This window comes from Belliella alkalica (assembly GCF_022549785.1).
GTDB lineage: Bacteria > Bacteroidota > Bacteroidia > Cytophagales > Cyclobacteriaceae > Belliella > Belliella alkalica.
The window spans coordinates 253,008-267,386 of sequence record NZ_JAKZGO010000003.1 but is presented as its reverse complement, the minus strand read 5'-3'; the positions used below and the strand labels follow the sequence as shown (position 1 = coordinate 267,386).

13 protein-coding genes and 1 tRNA gene are annotated in these 14,379 nt (G+C 37.1%); 5 read left to right on the top strand and 9 right to left on the bottom strand.

The features are described 5' to 3' along the window. Position 1 precedes the first annotated feature (1 nt). The 9 genes from MM213_RS05195 to MM213_RS05155 form a co-directional block, all read right to left on the bottom strand. A complete protein-coding gene (locus MM213_RS05195) occupies positions 2 to 553 on the bottom strand; it encodes an NUDIX hydrolase (protein WP_241410410.1) in 552 nt (183 codons plus the stop codon). Between the two features lie 6 nt (positions 554 to 559). Next, positions 560 to 1,147: a hypothetical protein gene (locus tag MM213_RS05190; RefSeq protein WP_241410409.1), complete on the bottom strand. Its 588-nt coding sequence runs from the start codon at positions 1,145 to 1,147 to the stop codon at positions 560 to 562. Beyond that, the gene (locus tag MM213_RS05185; RefSeq protein WP_241410408.1) at positions 1,147 to 3,057 is read right to left on the bottom strand and encodes a RecQ family ATP-dependent DNA helicase; all 1,911 of its coding nucleotides are present in this window, start codon (positions 3,055 to 3,057) and stop codon (positions 1,147 to 1,149) included. The genes MM213_RS05190 and MM213_RS05185 overlap by 1 nt, the downstream gene beginning before the upstream one ends. A 1,263-nt stretch (positions 3,058 to 4,320) precedes the next feature. Then, a complete protein-coding gene (locus tag MM213_RS05180; RefSeq protein ID WP_241410407.1) occupies positions 4,321 to 4,698 on the bottom strand; it encodes a GxxExxY protein in 378 nt (125 codons plus the stop codon). 96 nt (positions 4,699 to 4,794) lie between these two features. Then, positions 4,795 to 5,574: an enoyl-CoA hydratase/isomerase family protein gene (locus tag MM213_RS05175; protein ID WP_241410406.1), complete on the bottom strand. Its 780-nt coding sequence runs from the start codon at positions 5,572 to 5,574 to the stop codon at positions 4,795 to 4,797. Between the two features lie 79 nt (positions 5,575 to 5,653). Then, complete coding sequence (locus tag MM213_RS05170; protein WP_241410405.1) at positions 5,654 to 7,609, bottom strand: ComEC/Rec2 family competence protein; 1,956 nt, start codon at positions 7,607 to 7,609, stop codon at positions 5,654 to 5,656. Between the two features lie 93 nt (positions 7,610 to 7,702). Beyond that, positions 7,703 to 8,251, bottom strand: a complete 549-nt coding sequence (locus MM213_RS05165) for a DUF3575 domain-containing protein (RefSeq protein WP_241410404.1) — start codon at positions 8,249 to 8,251, stop codon at positions 7,703 to 7,705. A 41-nt stretch (positions 8,252 to 8,292) separates the two neighbouring features. Continuing rightward, a complete protein-coding gene (locus tag MM213_RS05160; protein WP_241410403.1) occupies positions 8,293 to 8,730 on the bottom strand; it encodes a GNAT family N-acetyltransferase in 438 nt (145 codons plus the stop codon). Continuing rightward, a complete protein-coding gene (locus MM213_RS05155) occupies positions 8,687 to 9,688 on the bottom strand; it encodes a PhoH family protein (protein WP_241410402.1) in 1,002 nt (333 codons plus the stop codon). The genes MM213_RS05160 and MM213_RS05155 overlap by 44 nt, the downstream gene beginning before the upstream one ends. Before the next feature lie 102 nt (positions 9,689 to 9,790). Between MM213_RS05155 and MM213_RS05150 the strand changes: the two genes are divergently transcribed. The 5 genes from MM213_RS05150 (at position 9,791) to MM213_RS05130 (ending at position 14,372) form a co-directional block, all read left to right on the top strand. Continuing rightward, positions 9,791 to 10,567: an SAM hydrolase/SAM-dependent halogenase family protein gene (locus MM213_RS05150; protein WP_241410401.1), complete on the top strand. Its 777-nt coding sequence runs from the start codon at positions 9,791 to 9,793 to the stop codon at positions 10,565 to 10,567. Between the two features lies 1 nt (position 10,568). Further along, positions 10,569 to 10,865 carry a putative quinol monooxygenase gene (locus MM213_RS05145; protein ID WP_241410400.1) on the top strand — a complete coding sequence of 99 codons (297 nt, stop codon included), beginning with the start codon at positions 10,569 to 10,571 and terminating at the stop codon, positions 10,863 to 10,865. A gap of 69 nt (positions 10,866 to 10,934) precedes the next feature. Continuing rightward, positions 10,935 to 11,016 (top strand) — tRNA-Leu (locus tag MM213_RS05140). A gap of 361 nt (positions 11,017 to 11,377) precedes the next feature. Then, positions 11,378 to 12,574, top strand: a complete 1,197-nt coding sequence (locus tag MM213_RS05135) for an ATP-binding protein (RefSeq protein ID WP_241410399.1) — start codon at positions 11,378 to 11,380, stop codon at positions 12,572 to 12,574. Positions 12,575 to 12,950: 376 nt separating this feature from the next. Next, complete coding sequence (locus MM213_RS05130; RefSeq protein WP_241410398.1) at positions 12,951 to 14,372, top strand: site-specific DNA-methyltransferase; 1,422 nt, start codon at positions 12,951 to 12,953, stop codon at positions 14,370 to 14,372. Positions 14,373 to 14,379: the final 7 nt, after the last annotated feature.

Here is a 14,379-nt window from a genome sequence, read left to right as displayed (position 1 = left end):
GTTAAATTGCGTATTCAGATCGACTTGTTTTTTCTAACATCCTTAAGATTGATGGATTGAACCCAACCATATCCTCTACAGAATCAAAGGGAATCCAGGCTAGATCAGTACTTTCATTGCTAATTGTCAATGGCTCATTTAGTTCTGCTTCGATCAAGTATCTTACATCATAATGAAAATGCTCAGGGATGTCTCCTTTATGGGGAATAACATGTTTGTCAATATCAAAAATGCCATTTCCTACCAATCTCAAAGAGGTTAAGCCACTTTCTTCTCTTGCCTCCTGCATCGAAACTTCCAGAAGATTTTCTACCCCATCAGCATGTCCTCCCAATTGAAGCCATCTATTGAGTTTTTTATGAAGTGTCAAAAGTGTGTGGGTTCTTCTTTTATTTACAATCCAGGCAGAACCTGTAAAATGTCCTTCAAGCCTTGACCTCAAAAAGGCATTTTCGTCATAAGTCAACTCAATAAATTCATCTACAAAAGCAGATTCTTCTTCAAAAGGTGTTCTATAATTTTCGAGACTTTGTCTCAATATTTTTCTATCCATGAGATATTAATTTTCAAATAAATCATCCATAAATTGCTCAAAAGGCCTTGCTTTTAAGTACAAATGATCTGAATATACTGTGACTAAAACTTTTAGATAGCTAGGCTTTTCATCCACACTTATCTTCTCAATGCTTACATTTCCATAGAGTTGATCTATCTTTTTGGACAAATCAACATTGCTCAATGGAGGCTTGAAATATTGCTTTTCAGTAGTCCTGACTACTTCATTTACCTCTTCTATCTTTCTGTCTAAGCTTATTTTTTGATAACCCAAATCTAACATTCGCTGCCCAAATGCAAAGAAAAGTTGTGAAAAACTTTTCTGATCAAATGTGCTATCATAAGAAACGGCGAAGCCATTTGCGTATGGCGAGTTCAAAATATGAACCTCTGGATTTGCATTCATCCCTGAAGTTTTGAAGTGATAATTCTTCTGGATTAGGTTCATCAAGGATTTACCCTCTTCCGAAGCAATCCAGTTAGCTGTAAATTCTTCGGCATCTGGAGATTGTGTGAAGTTCTCTTTATGTTTTACGGGTGTTTTTTTGTTGGGAAATAATTTCCCGAAAATATCATCAATGAATGAAGCCATTATCTTTTCAATTTGTAAGTACCGTCGGGCTCAGAGACAATCTCTCCCTCATCTTCCATACTTCTCAATACTTTTAGTGTATCTTGATCGTCTTTGAGCCCTGACGTAACTGGTAGAGTCTGTAGGGAAAACGTTTTTCCATTACTTAAAGTTTGAATGATTTTTGATCTTAGCTTCAAATCCTTTGTTTCAGCTTGTTTTTTTTGATTAATACAGACATCACAAATACCACAATAATGATCACTTTCTTCTCCAAAATACTGTGAAATCTGATTTGCCCTACAGAGATTGTCATTTTCAATATAAGCAACCATCGACCCTGCTTTGGAGATTGCATTTTGCCTTCTTTCAGCTATCCTTTTGGTATCCAAGGGCAATTTCCCAGCATCATATCGGGGAGTCAAGAAAGTCACTTGGGGCTTTTCTTTTCTTTTATGGTATGCCAAGACTCCAAACTGATCCAACAATTCCAACTGCTTGATCAAATCCCCCTCTTCCATCCCCAAATTCTTGGAAAGTTTTGGCTCTTGTATTTTGATATAATCCATAAAAAGCTCACCTCCATATGTTCTAAGTAGCGCTTTGATTAATGGATCTAGTTTAGCATTTGCGATCTGAAACTCGTACAACTTGCTTTGATTTACCAAAAAATGTATGGTAGAAGGTGAGAAAAAGCTTTCATTTAGTTCCACCAAGCCTTCTTCTTGAAGTACTTTCATGGAGTTGTATGTCAGTAATACATCAAGTCTGTATGTTGCACAAAAATCTGTCAAATCAAAATCATAGCTAACGAACAAGCTACTTCCAACGGCTATCCTGTATTGATTGGCGAGAGATTGATAGACTTTCTTAAGGTAATCGATGGGCGGATAAGCTAATTCGGCACGCTCTGTAAGCTTTTGGATATCTTGGTCATTTGTAAGTAAGACTCCGTAAGCTTTGAGCTCATCCCTACCTGCCCTGCCTGCCTCTTGGTAATAATTTTCCAAATTTTCGGGCAAGTCCAAATGAATCACCAATCTTACGTCGGGCTTATCTATTCCCATCCCAAAAGCATTGGTTGCGACCATGACGCGTATTTTATTTGATCTCCATTCTTGCTGACGTAATTCCCTTGTGGCAGAATCCAATCCTGCATGATAAAAAGTAGCAGAAACACCAAGCTGATAAAGTTCTTTGGCTATCTCTTTCGTACCTTTTCTATTTCTTGAATAAATAATCGCTGAACCCGGCACTTTGTTGAGGATCTGAATGGCTTTTTCAATCTTATTCTCAACCATTCGCACAGAATAGCTTAAGTTTTTTCTGGAAAATGATTTCACAAAGACATTTGGATTCTTTAGCTCCAATTTTTCTATGATATCATCTTTTACTTTCAGAGTTGCAGAGGCAGTCAAGGCCATACAGGGTACTGCCGGGTGAAACTCTCTAATCTTTGCTATTTCCAAATACGGAGGTCTAAAATCATAACCCCATTGAGAAATACAATGTGCTTCATCAATTGCAATCAGGTTCACATTCATTCTTTTGAACCGCTCTAAAAAAAGCTCTGTCTGAAGCCGTTCAGGCGAAACATAGAGAAATTTGTAATTACCATAAACACAATTGTCAAGAATTGTATCAATTTCTCTCTTTCTCATCCCAGAATACACCGCTGCTGCTAGAATTCCTCTTTTCCTAAGGTTATCGACTTGATCTTTCATCAATGCAACCAAGGGACTTACTACCAAACAAATCCCTTCTTGAGCCAATGCTGGCACTTGAAAACAGATAGACTTCCCTCCTCCAGTAGGTAACAATGCGACACAATCTTTCCCCTCCATCGCCGAAAGGACGATATCCAATTGGGACGGACGAAAATCCGCATACCCAAAGAATTTTTGGAGAACTTGTATCGCTTTGGTTTTCATATTGCTTGATTTTTCAACATCTGTGGGAGAATATTTTAGCCCGCTGATGTACGCTGATTTTTTTATTCCCCTTTATTCTTCAACCCTTCTGCGGTAATCTGCGAGATCTGCGGGAAAATTTTATTGCCCACTGATCACGCTATTGAGCGCTGATTTTTTTTATACCCTTTATACTTCAACCCTTCTGAGGTAATCTACGAAATCTACGGGAAAATATTTAGCTCGCTGATCACACTGATGTATGCTGATTTTTTTTATACCCTTTATACTTCAACCCTTCTGAGGTAATCTGCGAAATCTACGGGAAAATATTTAGCTCGCTGACCACACTGATGTACGCTGACTTTTTTATACCCTTTTATTCGTGAACCCTTCTGCGGTAATCTGCGAGATCTGCGGGAAAATATTTAGCTCGCTGATCACACTGATGTACGCTGATTTTTTTATACCCCTTTATTCTTCAACCCTTCTGCGGTAATCTGCGAAATCTACGGGAAAATTTTATTGCCCACTGATCACGCTGATGTGCGCTGATTTTTTTATTCCCCTTTATTCTTCAACCCTTCTGCGGTAATCTGCGAGATCTGCGGGAAAATATTTAGCTCGCTGACCACACTGATGTATGCTGATTTTTTTTATACCCTTTATACTTCAACCCTTCTGAGGTAATCTGCGAAATCTGAGGGGAAATATTTAGCTCGCTGATCACGCTATTGAGAGCTGATTTTTTTTATACCCTTTTATTCGTGAACCCTTCTGCGGTATTCTGCGAGATCTGCGGGAAAATATTTAGCTCGCTGACCACACTGATGTACGCTGACTTTTTTTATACCCTTTATACTTCAACCCTTCTGAGGTAATCTGCGAGAACTGTGGGAGAATATTTAGCTCGCTGACCACACTGATGTACGCTGACTTTTTTATACCCTTTTATTCGTAAACCCTTCTGAGGTAATCTACGAAATCTACGGGAGATTTTAATTGCCCACTGATCACGCTATTGAGCGCTGATTTTTTTTATACCCCTTTATACATCAACCCTTCTGCGGCAATCTGCGAGATCTGCGGGAAAATATTTAGCTCGCTGACCACACTGATGTACGCTGACTTTTTTATACCCTTTTATTCGTGAACCCTTCTGCGGTAATCTGCGAGATCTGAGGGAAAATATTTAGCTCGCTGACCAAACTGATGTACACTGATTTTTTTATACCCTTTTATTCGTGAACCCTTCTGCGGTAATTTGCTAAATCTGCGGGAGAATCAAAGCCCATTCACTTTTCTAAATATACCATCATTGATTCTTGCTACGTTGAAATTCACTAGAATGCCAAGTTTTTTCTCAGTAATCTTCAAGTAGGTTAGAATCTGCTTATGGTGAACATCAGCAAGATTCCCAACTGATTTGACTTCAATTATCACTTTATCTTCGACTAACAAATCAATTCTAAACCCCAAATCCAATTTCACAGCTTTGTAATGAACAGGCACTGGAACTTCACGCTTAACTAATAAACCCTGCGCCATCAATTCACATTCTAATGCAGCAACATAAACCGACTCTAAAAGCCCTGGTCCCAGCCCATTGTACACATCATAAATAGCTCCTCTGACTATATATGAAACATCATTTTCATTCATATGTAAAAATCTAAATTAATTCTTTCATTAAAATTGATCCTCTTTACAAAGGAAAAAAACCATCAAATTGTCAGAATAGAAAGCTCCAACAAAAACTCACCAACTAAGTGATTCTTTGTTTAGAAAAGCAGCAATTCCTTTTTTACAATCCAAAGAATTTCTTGCTTTGGCATTCATGGAAGCAGCGTACTCCAGTCCTTCTTCCAAAGATTTCTCTTGAACTCTCCCGATCATTTCTTTTGTCAATCCCATTGCTGTTCCCGAATTTTGGGTTGCCAACTTCTGCGCATAATCAAAAACTTTTTTACCTAAATTAGACTCTTCTACAATCCAATTGATCAAACCTAAATCCTTGGCCTCTTCTGCCGAAACAGGATCAGCATCGAGGAGCAACTGTTTTGCTTTCCCCTCTCCTATTTTTCTCAGAAGAAAAACTTTTACAATCGCAGGTATAAAGCCTATTTTCACTTCTGTGTAACCAAATTTCGCATGGGGAACAGAGAATACAAAATCACAAACTGTTGCCAAACCACATCCTCCAGCCAATGCATGACCTTGGACTTGCCCAATAATTATTTTTCTGCAAGTATATATTTGGTAAAAGAGGTCTTTTAACCTTCTGCTATCCTCAAGATTTTCGTCGTAAGTATTGCTCTGCATATCTTGCAATGATTCTAAGTCTGCTCCTGAGCAAAACACCTTCCCCATTGCCTTGATGACTATTATTTTGACATTATCATTATTAGTAAAATCAGTCAAAATTGATTTCATCGCTTCGACCATTTCCTCATTTAGCGCATTTCTTTTTTCAGGTCGGTTGAGGACGAGATAGCCGATTCTCTCCTGAACAAAACTATAAACGGGTTCCTTTACCATGTTTTGATTGGGTCTTTGTTAATTGATTGATTATTCATCCTTACGGAAAGATAAAGGAGAAGATTCGGTTAACAAAAGCTTATTCTTTAAATCTCAATTTATAGGCTGTTTCACCAATCCTTAAACTGTCTTGTTCATTCGCAGATTCCCATTGACCATTTACAAACTTTTGTACTACAAATAATTGGGTGTTTGTAATAAAATACTTTGATTTTGAGATTTTAAAGTACTCTTTTTGATCAGGCAAAGGCACTAGCCACTCGCTGTCGTTTTCAAACCATACCATAGGGAGACTCTCATTCACTTCGTTCGCTTTTCTATTTGGCAATACTTTATATTCCAAATCAGCAACATCAAGTTCGTGATCAAAAAAATAGAGCCCTTTGTAATCAATAGCCAATCCAGATTTTGTACTGTAGATGATTAAGCTTGAATCGGGTTTTACAATTACCGTTAAGATGCCAAAGGCTCCATACACTAACAATACAAATAGAGTGATGTATAGATAATTTTTTTGGGGCTTGATACAAATCAATAAGACTAATGTCAAAATCACCCAATATATGATCATGAAATCAACTTTGAGAAAAATCTGGTCAATTTTGGAATATGGGAAATCCTGAATCTTAAAAATCAAAAGATTGACCAAACAAATCAGCTTCTCAGTCACCCAAGCTAAAGGTTCAGCAAGTAATTTGATTTCAGAAAAAAGCATAAAAGGAACTCCAAAAGCCATAATTAAAAAAGCCCCTGGAATCACAATAAGATTTGAAAGAATAAAGTAAGTTGGGAATACATGAAAATAGTAAGCGGAAATCGGGAAAGTCATGAACTGGGCAGCTATTCCCACAGTACTGATTTGCCATAAATAATCCATAATTTTAGATTTGGGGACCCAAAGCTTTACCAAAATCGGCTGGATCAACAGGATCCCTGTCAATGCCAAGTAAGACAGCTGAAATCCTACTGCATAAATCAAAAACGGATCATACAATAGTAAAATCAGAGCTGAAAGCGCTATTGCATTAAAAATGGATGGGTTTCTTGACTTCATCTGCGCCAATGCCATCAAGGAAAACATAGTCGCTGCCCGCATTACAGACGGAGACATCCCAGTCAATAAAGCATAAGCCCAAATGAGAAGAATAATAATAGAAAGATATATTACCCGCTTCCATATTTTTAGCCTATAGGGTTTTATAAAAAGAAAAAAGAATCCATAGATAATCCCCACGTGCAATCCAGAAACAGCCAAAACATGCATCGCACCTGCGGTGACATAAGCTTCATTGATTTCTTTATCAAGGTTTTTTTTCTGACCAAGAAGCAAAGCTTTCGCTACTTGATTGGCATGTGGGTCTATGATTAGACTATCCATAGTAGCCATGATTCTCGATCGCAACCCCAAGAAAAAATCCTCAACAGGTTGCACAGAAACATTTCCAACTTTCAGGAATTTCTCACCAATAAAATGACTGTGAGCAAGCTGCTGTCTCAACATGAATTTTTGATAATTGAACTCACTGGGATTTTTTGGACCAGATATAAGTTGAGGCATGCCTGAAATGATCATCAAATCACCGGGTATAATTATTTGGTCACTTTTGTGATAAATTATCACTTCCCCAGACAGGTTTAATTTTTGACCTAGCGAATCCATTATAGAAATGACCTTCACGCGGTTTGCTATTGAATTTGGTTTTGGATCATCATTTGCCAAAGCGACAGCTAAGTAAAACTTGCCTTGGCCCTCGAAATGAATTAGATGGTTCTTTTGATTTTTGATGTCCTTAAGACTTGTGAAAATAATCCCACATAATATCAGTTGCATATATGCTAGCAATGGGATTGCGGTTCTGTAAGAATAAGATTTGTTTGACTTATTCTTTATGACCAAAAAAATATAAATCAAATAGATAGCAGACAAAACTCCGATCATCCAAACAATTGGCAGAAACCCTGTAATGGGATAAAGCAACACTCCAAAGACAAAAAAGAAGGAGTATCTTAAAAATGGGAACTCGCTAAATATCATAACCAAGAAAAGTTTGATTAATTCTAGCGAATAAAACAAAAAAGGAGCTAAATATAGCTCCTCTAAATGTTTAAAAACGTTTAATTTTTTATTTTAGAATCTGTAACCTACAGAAAACCCAGCTTTAAATTCCACGGCTGCAAATCGATCATTTACTTCTTTGCTAAATCCTCGTGCTATAGAAGCATAAGGACCGAAAGCGAACTTGTCATTAAACACCCACTTGTATCCTGCACCAAGCCCGATAAGAAAACTATTCATGTCAACAATATTTGTAACGTTGTTTTCAATTTCTGTAAAATCTCCAAATCTATACTTAGCGAAGGGAGATATGTAAAGCTTTCCATTCTCGTCACCAACAAAATAAAAATTGTAAGATGCTAAAATTGAAGTTGCACTAAAATCCTTATTGTCATTTGTGCCAACATAGGCGAATCTATCATTGAAGTGAATTTCTACTCCAATAGATTGGTCCTTTTCTATGAAATGTTCATATCCTATTTCTACCGAACCAAGAAGAATTGTATTGAGGAAATTTAGTTTGATCTCACCTGTGCTGTGTTCTTTTTCCATCACTGACTGCGCTGAAAGAGAGGTAGCGAAAAGAAAAAAAGCGAATACTGTTAGTAATATTTTATTCATGACTTTTAAAATTTGTTTAATCAATAAAAACTGTCGTAAAATTATAAATACTTTTCCATTTGGTAATGCAATATGTTACATTCCTCAAACATCTCGCCAACTTTTTCAAATCCAAACTTTGCATAAAGCGGAATCGCCGTAAGTTGGGCATGCATATAGAGCAACTTGCCTTTTGCAGAGTCAGTTGAAGCAATATCATCAATAACAGCCTGTACGAGAGCTTGTCCAACTCCTTTCCCTCTCATTGATTTCAATACTGCAAAACGCTCTAGCTTTATTCCATTTTTGGTGAATCTCCACCTAGCTGTGCCAGCTGCATGATCATCTATGGTTGCGAAGAAATGCGTAGATGTTTCTTCAAACTCATCATACTCCTCACGAGGATCCACTTGCTGTTCGACGACAAAAACTTCCTCACGAATCTTGAAAATTTTATCAAGCTGCTCCTTCGTCTTTACTTTTTCTACTTTTATACTCATCTCTTTTCTGCAATTTGTCAGCTTCATCCTGCTCGTAAGCTTCAATGATTGCCTTGACTAATTTATGTCTGATTACATCTTTTCCGCTAAGATTGACGATCCCTATGCCTTTTACATCTTTGAGGACATGTAGCGATTCACTTAAGCCAGATTTCTGTCTTTTCGGAAGATCAACTTGAGTTTGATCACCAGTGATAATGACCTTTGAATTAGGCCCCATCCTCGTCAAAAACATCTTTATTTGTTCACTTGTAGTGTTTTGTGCTTCATCTAACAAGACAAACGCATCGTGTAGAGTTCTCCCTCTCATATAAGCCAAAGGGGCAATTTCAATCACTCTGGTTTCCTGATAAAATTTCAATTTTTCGGAAGGAACCATGTCACTTAACGCATCATAAATTGGTCTTAAATATGGATCCAGTTTTTCCTGCAAATCACCAGGCAAAAATCCTAGATTCTCACCTGCTTCCACTGCTGGACGGGTAATGATGATTCTTTTCACCTCTCTATTTTTCAGAGCACGTACTGCCAAAGCTACAGCTATGTACGTTTTTCCAGTACCAGCTGGACCTAGAGCAAATACCAAATCATTTTTTGAAGCCGATTCTACCAACTTCCTCTGATTTGCAGATTTCGGCTTGACGACCAAACCTTTATTACCATAAACAATCACATCATTCCTTTGGTTTTCGTCAAAGGGTACTCCCTCGAGCGTAATGTATTCTTTTACATGTTCAGGTGTAATGTTTCCGAATCGGTTGAAATGCTGAAGAAGCATATTGATGACATCATTGATCCTCAAAATCTCAGGTGCACGTCCTTGAATCCTGATTTCATTGCCTCTCGAAACAATCTTGCTTTGTGGAAAAGCCGCGGCAATCTGTCGGATATTTTCGTTTTCAGAACCCAAAAAGTCCAGTAACGAAATATTTTCTAAAGTAATTACTTTTTCTACCAATCTATTGAATTTGATTTAGATGTTTGTTTATGGTGTAAGGATAAAATTCCTACTTTTGTTCATACTTGTTACAAAAATATAAATTTTAATCGACTTGCTTATATGGCACTGATAACATTCATTTCAGATTTTGGAGACGGCGACTATTATGTTCCCGCAGTGAAGGCGAAAATGTTATCCATCAATCCCCAACTGAACATCATTGATATTTCTCACAAGATAGACACCTATGATATCGCCCATGCAGCATTTGTATTGAGAGCTGTCTATAAGGATTTTCCTAAAGGAACAGTTCATCTAGTTGCCCTAAATGGAACGAGTAATATGACAGATGGTTTTATAGGAATCAAACTTGAAGAGCATATTTTTATCGGCCCAAACAATGGAGTATTAAGTCTTTTGGCTGATTATGATCCAGGCATCATCGTTCAGTTTGCAGATATCCATCTCAAAGATAGTACATTCCCTGCAAAAGACATCCTGGCACCAATTGCCGCCAAAGTAGCTTCTGGTGCTGCCATCCATGATTTTGGAGGGCCTTTGATGCAGATGAAAAAAATGATGTCCCGACAATTCAAAGCAACAAGAAAACAGATCGTCGGCCATGTCGTGAGGGTGGACAATTATGGGAACTTGATCACAAATATCAAAAAAGAAGCTTTTGAAAAACTGAATCCTGGGAGGTTTGTGATAGAGTTTAGCCGAGAAGGATTGACTAAAATCAACAAATCCTACGACAATGTCGAACCTGGAGATTGTTTTGCCTTTTTCAACAGCTTGGACCTCTTGGAGATTGGTATTAATCATGGTCATGGTTCAGATTTGTTGGGGTTGAGGTTAGATAGCCCTATTTACATCAATTTTGAAACTGAGGAATAGGATGCTGAAGCGAATTGTAAGAATGACTTTCCAGGAAAATAAGGTGGAAGAGTTTCTAGAGAATTTCAATCGAAATAAGGAAAAGATCAGAAATTTTCCAGGTTGTCATCATTTGGAGCTATGGCAAGATGAAAATTTTAAAAATATTTTCATGACGTACAGTTTTTGGGAAGACGAAAAAGCGTTGAATCAATACCGTGATTCTGAACTATTTAAATCTGTATGGAGCGTCACAAAGCCACTTTTCTCAGAAAAACCAAGTGCATTTAGTGCAAAAAAAATCATAGAACTGCCCTAAGAGGCTTGCACAGAAAAAAAATAGTATTCATATTTGCATCCCGTTCAGCAAGGAACGGAGAGTTTACCTGCCCAGATGGCGGAATTGGTAGACGCGTTGGTCTCAAACACCAATGCCGCAAGGCGTGCCGGTTCGACTCCGGCTCTGGGTACAAAAAACCCCTTTAGAAGCAATTCTGAAGGGGTTTTTCTCTTTTTGGACAAATCCTTTTGTTATTTTTCAGCCAAAGCCTGTATTAATATCCAATTAAAGGATCAGAACTACAAATCATCAACTCTTCACCAAACTCATTTTTGCCATCGCTGAATTTTTTATTGTCTTCATTTATTACTGAAAATCTTATGAATTGATTTTTAGATTAAAAACTTTAAACAAACATTCTAATTATCCTCGACATAAAACCTATTTAAACTTTCAAATTACATAATTTTAATTATTTTTTTATGTAATTCGAAAGTCAAACTTTCAAATTACATACTTTTTTATTATTTTCATCCAAATTGAAGTTTATCATGATACAAAGAGATCTTGAAAGTAAGTTGAATCATGGTTTAGGATCCATGCCCGTAGCCGTAATTCTTGGCCCAAGGCAGGTGGGAAAAACTACCTTAGCGCTAGAACTATCACGGGCAGTGATAGGTAAACCTATCCATTACTTAGATTTGGAATTGGATTCCGATCTGGCAAAGTTGGACGATGCGGAAAGCTATTTAAGAAGATTTGAAAATCAACTTCTGATAATAGATGAGGTACAGAGGAAACCTGAACTCTTTAAGACACTCAGAGGACTGATAGATATTCGAAAAAGAGCAGGTGAAAAAGCTGGGCATTTTCTTCTTCTTGGTTCTGCATCAAAAGACCTCTTGCAACAATCCTCTGAAACCTTGGCTGGTAGGATCAGGTACTTAGAACTCACTCCCTTTACGGCTTGGGAATTGTATGAGGATGACTCTCTAGGATTCAATTTTGAAAAATTGTGGTTTAGAGGAGGCTTTCCAGATAGTTATTTGGCAAAAAATGACAAGGATAGTTGGGACTGGCGCTATGATTTTATCGGCACTTATGTTGAAAAAGACATCCCTTTATTTGGCCCACAAGTACCTGCTGCGAGAATGAAGAGGTTTTGGATGATGCTGGCACATTATCACGGCCAGCAAGCGGTACTTAGCGAAATAGGAAAAAGTCTCGAAGTGAGCCATACTACCATCAGAACATATCTTGATACTTTGCAGGACTTTTTTATGGTTCGTCAGCTACAACCTTGGTCAGGAAATACAAAAAAAAGACTGGTCAAATCTCCAAAAGTCTATATCCGTGATTCAGGACTGTTACACAATTTATTGAATATTTCGAGTTTTGATCAGCTTCTAGGTCATCCGTTGGTTGGTTCCAGTTGGGAAGGTTTTGTGATAGAAAACACGCTCAACTCCCTGCCTTCTACCTGGAAGCCTTCCTATTACCGCTCAAGCAATCAAAATGAAATTGATTTGGTACTGGAAGGACCGGATGATGCAGTCTGGGCTATTGAAATCAAAAAATCCCTTGCACCAAGTATCAGTTCGGGATTCCATAGAGCAGCTGAAGACATAAAAGCCACCAAGAAATTTGTAGTCTATTCTGGTTCGGATCAATTCCCTATAAAAGGTAATACAGAAATGATTGGGTTAATTGCTTTTTTAAAAATAATACAAAACTTATCCATTCAATAAAGCAAATTTGAAAACACAAGGCTAAATCAATTTACATTTTGACCAAAGTGTTAAGCAAAATAATTGATGAAAATTAGCCTGATTTAAACAGAATCTAATCTTATGTATTTCCATTTTATGATTACAAGCTTTTTTGCCATAAGCATTGATTTCATAGTTGACTGTTCGCTTATTTTATTATCAATTAATATCAGATCTAGGCTAAATCAGGTTTTTCTATCATTACTGGCAAAGTTCTGTTTATTCATGTTCCATTTTTCATAATTTTAAACTAAATTTTAAAATTCCTCTTTTTTCAATTCCATAAATATTTAAATAGACACTATCATTGACTATGACCGAATACACTTTTGAGACTATTGACAAACTCCTTGACATGCTTAAAAAAAAGCATCCCAAAGCTTTTTTTAATGATGAACTTGATCTAAAAAAACTAGATGAAATTCTACAAAATGAAAATCAAATAAAGTCAGGATTACAATGGCTGGGGAAGGAAGCCTCCAAAAACCAAGCTCTTTCCAAATCAAATTTCAAACTTACCCCAAACCCTGAAAAATCCATTGAATTCAATTCTTCTGAAAACATTTTTATTGAAGGTGATAACCTAGATGCGCTAAAGCTGCTTCAAGAGGATTTCACCGAAAGAATCAAGGCTATCTATATAGATCCACCATATAACACGGGATCAGAAAGCTTTGTCTATACTGATAAATTTTCCAGTGCCAAATCAAGTCAAAAACCAGAAAACCACTTCGAATCAATCCATTCCAATTGGCTATCGATGATCTATCCAAGATTGATCTTGGGAAGAAAGCTCCTAAGAAATGATGGACTGATCTTCGTAAGCATTGATGATCATGAGCTTGCAAACCTGAAGCTTTTGATGGATGAAGTGTTTGGAGAAGAAAATTATATTGAGATTTTTTCTTGGGTGAAATCCGAAACCCCGGCCAATCTTTCCCGAAAGAGCAAAAAAGTAGTAGAATATGTCCTTTGCTATCAAAAATTGAAAGATAAAAGCAAGTTCAAAGGAATAAAGAAAACAAGTCCAAGCAGCAATGGATTACTCAATCAAAGCAACGCAATCAACATTTTGACTTTCCCAAAAAACAAAGTTACCACAAGAATCCCTGATGGGAAAATCCCAAAAGGCAACTACGGTACTGATAAGTATACAATCGAATTATTGGAAGATACAGAAGTTAAAGCTGGTTTTTTCATTAAAAAAGTAACCCTCAAAGCAAAATTCAAATGGACACAGCCAAAGCTGGATGAAGAGATCAAAAAAGGAACTTTCATACAAATTCCCACAATCAAACTTAGTCCATCTTACGAAAAACTTTCCTATGATGAAGAAGTCCCTCCTAACCTGATCAATCACAAGGTAGGTGTGGACACCAATGAAACTGCGAGTAAGGAATTGCAGGCAATGCTGGGAGCAAAAGTTTTTGACTTTCCCAAACCTCCTAGTTTGATCAAGTATCTTTTGGGTTTTTCGGATGATTCTGAGGGAATATTCTTGGACTTCTTTGCTGGCTCTGGTGCTACAGCACAGGCTGTATTGGAGATGAACGAAAAAGATTTGGGAAAAAGAAAATATATCTGTGTACAACTGCCAGAAACTATCAAACATAACACGGAAGCATACAGAAATGGCTTTAGAAAAATATCCGAAATCACACACAAAAGATTAAGTCTTTTACACAAAAAACATAAAAATTCCCTTCCAAAAATTGATTCTGGATTTAAGTATTTTGAATTGAAGGAGCTTGAAAACCAAGGGACCTTCGTGTTTTAACAAAATC

What these genes read in the sequence shown, in the direction of transcription:
- MM213_RS05195 (WP_241410410.1), bottom strand. Translation starts at nt 553, where the DNA reads ATGGATAGAAAAATATTGAGACAAAGTCTCGAAAATTATAGAACACCT.
- MM213_RS05190 (WP_241410409.1), bottom strand. Translation starts at nt 1,147, where the DNA reads ATGGCTTCATTCATTGATGATATTTTCGGGAAATTATTTCCCAACAAA.
- MM213_RS05185 (WP_241410408.1), bottom strand. Translation starts at nt 3,057, where the DNA reads ATGAAAACCAAAGCGATACAAGTTCTCCAAAAATTCTTTGGGTATGCG.
- MM213_RS05180 (WP_241410407.1), bottom strand. Translation starts at nt 4,698, where the DNA reads ATGAATGAAAATGATGTTTCATATATAGTCAGAGGAGCTATTTATGAT.
- MM213_RS05175 (WP_241410406.1), bottom strand. Translation starts at nt 5,574, where the DNA reads ATGGTAAAGGAACCCGTTTATAGTTTTGTTCAGGAGAGAATCGGCTAT.
- MM213_RS05170 (WP_241410405.1), bottom strand. Translation starts at nt 7,609, where the DNA reads ATGATATTTAGCGAGTTCCCATTTTTAAGATACTCCTTCTTTTTTGTC.
- MM213_RS05165 (WP_241410404.1), bottom strand. Translation starts at nt 8,251, where the DNA reads ATGAATAAAATATTACTAACAGTATTCGCTTTTTTTCTTTTCGCTACC.
- MM213_RS05160 (WP_241410403.1), bottom strand. Translation starts at nt 8,730, where the DNA reads ATGAGTATAAAAGTAGAAAAAGTAAAGACGAAGGAGCAGCTTGATAAA.
- MM213_RS05150 (WP_241410401.1), top strand. Translation starts at nt 9,791, where the DNA reads ATGGCACTGATAACATTCATTTCAGATTTTGGAGACGGCGACTATTAT.
- MM213_RS05145 (WP_241410400.1), top strand. Translation starts at nt 10,569, where the DNA reads ATGCTGAAGCGAATTGTAAGAATGACTTTCCAGGAAAATAAGGTGGAA.
- MM213_RS05135 (WP_241410399.1), top strand. Translation starts at nt 11,378, where the DNA reads ATGATACAAAGAGATCTTGAAAGTAAGTTGAATCATGGTTTAGGATCC.
- MM213_RS05130 (WP_241410398.1), top strand. Translation starts at nt 12,951, where the DNA reads ATGCTTAAAAAAAAGCATCCCAAAGCTTTTTTTAATGATGAACTTGAT.